At 73.4% G+C, this 5,381-nt stretch carries 7 protein-coding genes and 1 pseudogene; 1 reads left to right on the forward strand and 7 read right to left on the reverse strand.

What is annotated here, in order from left to right; all coding sequences use genetic code 11:
• Window positions 1-214: pseudogene (locus ACWDNY_RS31060) on the forward strand (hypothetical protein); the annotation flags it as partial.
• Here ACWDNY_RS31060 and ACWDNY_RS31065 read toward each other — a convergent pair.
• From ACWDNY_RS31065 to ACWDNY_RS31095, 7 genes are all read right to left on the reverse strand, one after another.
• The gene (locus tag ACWDNY_RS31065; RefSeq protein ID WP_451649149.1) at window positions 114-1,358 is read right to left on the reverse strand and encodes a cation:proton antiporter; all 1,245 of its coding nucleotides are present in this window, start codon (window positions 1,356-1,358) and stop codon (window positions 114-116) included. The pseudogene ACWDNY_RS31060 and the gene ACWDNY_RS31065 overlap by 101 nt on opposite strands.
• A gap of 5 nt (window positions 1,359-1,363) precedes the next feature.
• Complete coding sequence (locus tag ACWDNY_RS31070; protein WP_451649153.1) at window positions 1,364-1,834, reverse strand: cation:proton antiporter regulatory subunit; 471 nt, start codon at window positions 1,832-1,834, stop codon at window positions 1,364-1,366.
• 155 nt (window positions 1,835-1,989) lie between these two features.
• On the reverse strand, window positions 1,990-3,198 hold the full coding sequence (locus ACWDNY_RS31075; protein ID WP_451649154.1) for a phospholipase D-like domain-containing protein: 1,209 nt from the start codon (window positions 3,196-3,198) through the stop codon (window positions 1,990-1,992).
• Window positions 3,199-3,447: 249 nt separating this feature from the next.
• On the reverse strand, window positions 3,448-3,894 hold the full coding sequence (locus ACWDNY_RS31080) for an ATP-binding protein (protein ID WP_451649150.1): 447 nt from the start codon (window positions 3,892-3,894) through the stop codon (window positions 3,448-3,450).
• Window positions 3,895-4,050: 156 nt separating this feature from the next.
• Window positions 4,051-4,569 (reverse strand): SpoIIE family protein phosphatase, encoded by a 519-nt coding sequence (locus ACWDNY_RS31085; RefSeq protein ID WP_451649151.1) that lies wholly within the window; start codon window positions 4,567-4,569, stop codon window positions 4,051-4,053.
• Between the two features lie 107 nt (window positions 4,570-4,676).
• Window positions 4,677-5,090 carry an STAS domain-containing protein gene (locus ACWDNY_RS31090; protein WP_451649152.1) on the reverse strand — a complete coding sequence of 138 codons (414 nt, stop codon included), beginning with the start codon at window positions 5,088-5,090 and terminating at the stop codon, window positions 4,677-4,679.
• A 161-nt stretch (window positions 5,091-5,251) separates the two neighbouring features.
• Window positions 5,252-5,381 (reverse strand): sigma factor-like helix-turn-helix DNA-binding protein (locus ACWDNY_RS31095; protein WP_451649155.1); only part of this gene is annotated, 130 nt, incomplete at its 5' end.

Raw genomic sequence — 5,381 nt, forward strand, 5'->3', positions numbered from 1 at the left:
CGAGGCGGGCCGTGACGCGGACTTCGCCGTCCTCGCGCCCGACGAGACGTTCACCGTGGACCCCGCCGCCCTCCGCGCGGCAGGCCGGCCGGATGGGGGGTGGGGCGCCGGCGTCAGGACCGGCCGACCGGGTCCTCACGGTCGGCGGGCATCTCGTGCGGCGGCACGGCGGGCGTCCGGTGCTGAGGCGGTGCGGCGCGCAGCCGGGTGGTGATCCACTGGGCGACCGGCTCGGTGTAGCGGGCCGTCAGCGGGCCGACGATCACCAGGAGGAGCACGTAGGCCGTGGCCAGCGGGCCCAGGGAGGGCTCGATCCCGGCGGTGACGGCGAGGCCGGCGATGACGATGGAGAACTCGCCGCGAGCGACGAGGGTCCCGCCGGCCCGCCAGCGGCCCTTCGCCGATATCCCGGCCCGCCGCGCCGCCCAGTATCCCGTGGCGATCTTGGTGAGCGCGGTCACGACGGCCAGCGCGAGGGCGGGCATCAGCACCGGCGGGATGCTGGCCGGGTCGGTGTGCAGGCCGAAGAAGACAAAGAACACGGCGGCGAACAGGTCCCTCAGGGGCGCCAGCAGGACGTGTGCGCCCTCGGCGGCCTCGCCGGACAGGGCGATGCCCACCAGGAACGCGCCCACGGCCGCGGAGACCTGCAGTTTCTGGGCGATGCCCGCCACCAGGAGGGTGAGGCCCAGCACCACCAGGAGCAGCTTCTCGGGGTCGTCGCTGGAGACGAAGCGGGAGATGTGCCGTCCGTAGTGCACCGCCAGCACCAGCACCAGCCCGGCCGCGCCCAGCGCGATCGCCAGGGTCACGCTGCCGGCCGCCAGTCCGGTGCCCGCCAGCAGCGCGGTGACGACCGGCAGGTAGACGGCCATGGACAGGTCCTCCAGGACGAGGACGCTCAGGACGACGGGCGTCTCACGGTTGCCCAGCCGGCCCAGGTCGCCCAGGACCTTGGCGATGACGCCCGAGGACGAGATCCAGGTGACGCCGGCCAGCACGACGGCGGCCACCGGGCCCCAGCCGAGCAGCAGGGCCGCGGCGGCGCCGGGCAGGGCGTTGAGTGCCGCGTCGACGAGTCCGGCCGGGTACTGGGTCCTGAGGTTGGAGACCAGGTCGCTGGCCGAGTACTCCAGTCCCAGCATGAGCAGCAGCAGGATGACGCCGATCTCCGCGCCGATGGCCACGAACTCCTCGCTGGCGCCCAGCGGCAGGAGCCCGCCCTCCCCGAACGCCAGCCCGGCGAGCAGGTACAGCGGGATCGGGGAGAACCGCAGGCGCCCGGCGAAGCGGCCGAGCAGCCCCAGGCCGAGGATGATGGCGCCGAACTCGATCAGGAAGACCGCGGAGGAGTGCATCGCGCTCACTCCCGGCCGAGGATCGCGGCGGCCGCCTCCGCACCCTCACGGGTGCCGATCACGATGAGGATGTCCCCGCCGGCGAGGCGGAAGTCCGGTCCCGGGGAAGGGAAGGCCTCCGCCCGGCGCAGCACCGCCACGATCGACACGCCGGTCTCGGTGCGCATCCGGGTGTCGCCCAGCAGCCGGCCGTTCCAGTGCGACGTGGCGGACAGCTCGACACGCTCGGCCACCAGACCCAGTTCGGTCGTCGACAGCAGGCTGGGGCTGCGGTGCGCCGGCATCATGGCGGCGATCAGCGCCTCCGCCTCCGGCGAGGTCAGCCGCACGGACAGCGCGCAGGCGTCCGGATCGTCCTCCTGATAGGCGCTCAGTGTGCGCGAGCCGTCCCGGTGGGCGACCACGGACAGACGGCGATGCTCCCGCGTCGTCAGGTCGTACCGGACTCCGATGCCCGGCAACGGCGTGCTGCTCATGCGCATGGCGCCCACGTCCGGCCCTCCCCTTTTCGGATCCCACTTGGATGTTCCTTTAGCAAACCGTGGGAGTCACTTTACCGACCGTCCCGGGCGGGCGGACCGGGGGTCCCGGACGACGATCATCCGGCAGCCCGCGGGGAACCGGCCGCACCTCACAGGAAGCGGCGGATCGGCCGGACACCCGCCTCCCGCGCCCGCTGGGCGAGGGGCCGGCGACGCCAGCGCGCGGGGTCGATGGCCTCGCTCCGGGCGAGGTCCTCGTCGAAGTCCCGGTCGAGCGTGGCGGTGAAGTCCTCGTCCAGGACGGCGAGCATGACCTCCTCGTCGTGCTCCAGGGACCGCCGGTTGAAGTTGGTGGAACCGATCAGCGAGGCGACGCCGTCCACGGTGATGATCTTCGTGTGGAGCATGGTGGGCTGATACTGGCGGATGTCGACGCCCGCGTCGAGCAAGGTCTGGTAGTGGTGCTGTCCGGCGAGCTGGCACGCCCGCTGATCGGTGTAGGGGCCGGGCAGGAGGATCTGCACCGCCACGCCGCGCCGGGCCGTCTCGGCCAGCAGCCGCACGAAGTAGGCGTCGGGCGCGAAGTACGCCGTGGCCAGCCGGAAGCGTTCCTCGGCGGACGTCAGCACCACCCGGATCAGCGTCTGCATGTCCTGCCAGCCGATACTGGCCGACCCGCGGACCACCTGCACGGTGGCCCGGCCCGGCTGCTCGTGCTCGCTGAACCGGTCGCACTCGTCGTAGAGCGTGTCGTGGCACTCGGCCCAGTTCTGCGCGAAGGCGGCGGCTATGCCGTCGACGGCGGGCCCGCGCACCCGAACGTGGGTGTCGCGCCACTCGCCGGGGTTGCGGGCGTCCCCGCACCACTCCTCGGCGATGCCGACGCCGCCGGTGAAGGCCACCGTCTCGTCGACGACGAGGGCCTTGCGGTGGCAGCGGTGGTTCTGCTTCAGCGGTGACAGCCGCAACGGCTTGCGGAACCAGGCCACCTGCACACCCGCGTCGTCCATGGCGTCCAGCAGGTCCTTCTCGATCTCCTTGGCGCCGAATCCGTCGAGCAGGAGCCGCACGCGCAGACCGGCGCGGGCCCGCTCGGCCAGGGCGTCGGCGAACTCGCGGGCGACCTCTCCGCGCCAGTAGACGAAGGTCATCATGTCGATGGTGTGCCGCGCGCCGCGGATCGCCTCCAGCATGGCGGGGAAGATGGCGTCACCGTTGCGGAGCGGCACCAGTTCGTTGCCCTCGGTGGCGGCGATGCCGATGAGCCGCTCCAGCCGTCTTCGCAGACGCTGCTTGCGGAGGTCGGCCGTCGGTACCGCCCCGGTGGCGGTGCCGTCGATGCCCTGGTGGTGTTCCATCGCCTGTCGCACGTCGCGTTCCCTCTCCCGGTGGCCGGTCATTGTCTGCGGGGTGACCCGTCCGAACCCGAACAGCCGTCCGAGCCGCTGGTCGGCGTACGTATACCAGGCTTGCGCCGGTCGCATGCCGGACGGCCGGCCCCTGTCGTCCGGCTCACTCCGGCGCCGCGGGCCGGCCCGAGGCACCTCACCTCATGGCCGGCCTGATGCAGGCGCCAGGACCTCGGTCCTCCCCGGTCGGCCGGGGGATCAGCCGGTCAGCGCCAGGACGGCCGTGATCCATTTCCCGGCCGCCGCGGAGCGGATCTCCACGCTGCGGCAGAGCGCCTCGACGATCTCCAGGCCGTGCTGGCCGACCCGGTCCGGGTCCGGTGACCGGGCCACGGGCCGCGCCGGGCTGTCGTCCCGGACCGCCAGCTCCAGGACGCCGGCGCGGGCCTCCAGGCGGAGCAGGCAGGTACCGTGCGCGTACTTGAAGGCGTTGGTGACCAGTTCGCTGACGACTATCTGGGCGGACGCGATCACGTGCTCCGGGATGACCGTGCTCCGCTGGGCCCGGGCGTGCACCAGGACGCCGCGCACGAGGTCACGGGCGTCGGCGATGAGCCCGGAGGTCGAGGCGCCGTAGGCCGCGTCCGCTCGTATCGGCTGCGCCGGCGGCGCGCCGCCGCGATCACCGTCCGTTGTCTCCTGCATGGGCTGCGCCTCGTCCTTGCCTGTTCCACCACGCCACTGCCGTGTTCCTCACCGGGCCGCGGCCATGCAGGAGGCTACCGGGCGTCACCCGTGCGGCCGAGCGGGGGGCGAGGGTCCCCTGGCACGGGCTGACGGTCGTCTGCCCGCGCGCGGCCGTCATCTCGCCGTGATGACGAGAGCCGCCTGGTCGTCGTCGACGTCGCCGCCGCCGGTGAAGGAGTGCACATCGCCGGCCACGGCCCGCAGGAGGTCGTGGGCGCTCGGCCGCCGCGGGGCGGAGGCCAGAGCCCGGGCGAGACGGTCGTCGCCGTACTGCTCGGGTCCGGTCGGGGTGCGGCACTCGGTGATGCCGTCGGTGCAGAGCAGAAGGCTCTCGTGCGGCCGCAGCAGGAGACGGCACGGGGACACCTGCGGGTCGATGCCCACACCGAGCAGGGCTGCCCGGCACGTCGATACTGCGGACGGTGTGCCGGCTGTCCAGGAGCAGGGGAAGGGTGTGACCCGCCCGAGGAAGCCCTGCCCGGCCAGTTCCGGCATCGGATCCCCGAGCGGCACCCCCGTGCGCTCCCGGTCGCCGCCGCCGATGGCCGCGAAGAAGGTCGGGTTGGCCACTTCGAGCACATGGGCGGGCCCCGACAGGAGCGCGAACACCGCGCGGGCATGGCCGAAAAGCATGGACAGATCGTCGTCGGCGGCCCGCCGTGCCGCGGCCCCGCCCCGGGCCTCGGACGGATCACGTCCCGCCAGGGCGAGGGGAACCGGCCGCCGCCCGGGCTCGGCTGTCACGTCCTCCGCCTCTCTTCGCCCACGGCGCGCGGCCTCGCCACGACGTCCGCGGCGGTGGCCGGTACGGCATCCGGCACCGGCCACGCCAGTGCCGCGTCCACAGGCGGACGCACCGCTATCGCCTGGTCCAGTCCGGTCAGGGCGAAGACACGCCGTACCGACAGCGGCGCGGCCGCCACCCGCAGCACCGTGCCGTCACGGGCCGGCCGCTGGTACAGACGGACCAGGACGCCGATCCCGGAGGAGGCGCAGAAGGCCAGGACGGAGCTGCCGACGACGACGGAGGGTGCGGCGCCGCCTCCGGCGAGAGAGGTGCCGGCCGCCTCGTCGAACCGCACGACGCTCTCGAAGTCCGGTTCTCCGCGCAGGGCGAGCACCGGTACGTCGCGGGCCACCTCCACCCGGAACACCCGCACCGTGCCCTTCGCGTGGCCTGCCGGCCGTCGTTCGTCTGCCGTGCCGGGACCGCGGACCCGGCGGAGCCGCCACCCGCCGGTACGACGGACGGCGCGCAGGCCGCCCCGGTGCGCGGTCGTCCCGCGGCCGGGGTTCGGCCTCGGACAGGAGGTTGTCAGCCGGTGGAGAGCATGCCCTCGCGCAGGCTCTTCAGCGTGCGCGACAGCAGCCGGGACACATGCATCTGCGAGACACCGAGCCGCTCCCCGATCTGCGCCTGGGTCAGCTCCTCCACGAACCGCCAG

The organism is Streptomyces sp. NPDC003697 (assembly GCF_053587115.1).

Coding starts and splice junctions, on each gene's coding strand:
- ACWDNY_RS31070 (WP_451649153.1), bottom strand. CDS start 1,834: ATGAGCAGCACGCCGTTGCCGGGCATCGGAGTCCGGTACGACCTGACG.
- ACWDNY_RS31075 (WP_451649154.1), bottom strand. CDS start 3,198: ATGGAACACCACCAGGGCATCGACGGCACCGCCACCGGGGCGGTACCG.
- ACWDNY_RS31080 (WP_451649150.1), bottom strand. CDS start 3,894: ATGCAGGAGACAACGGACGGTGATCGCGGCGGCGCGCCGCCGGCGCAG.
- ACWDNY_RS31065 (WP_451649149.1), bottom strand. CDS start 1,358: ATGCACTCCTCCGCGGTCTTCCTGATCGAGTTCGGCGCCATCATCCTC.
- ACWDNY_RS31085 (WP_451649151.1), bottom strand. CDS start 4,569: ATGCTTTTCGGCCATGCCCGCGCGGTGTTCGCGCTCCTGTCGGGGCCC.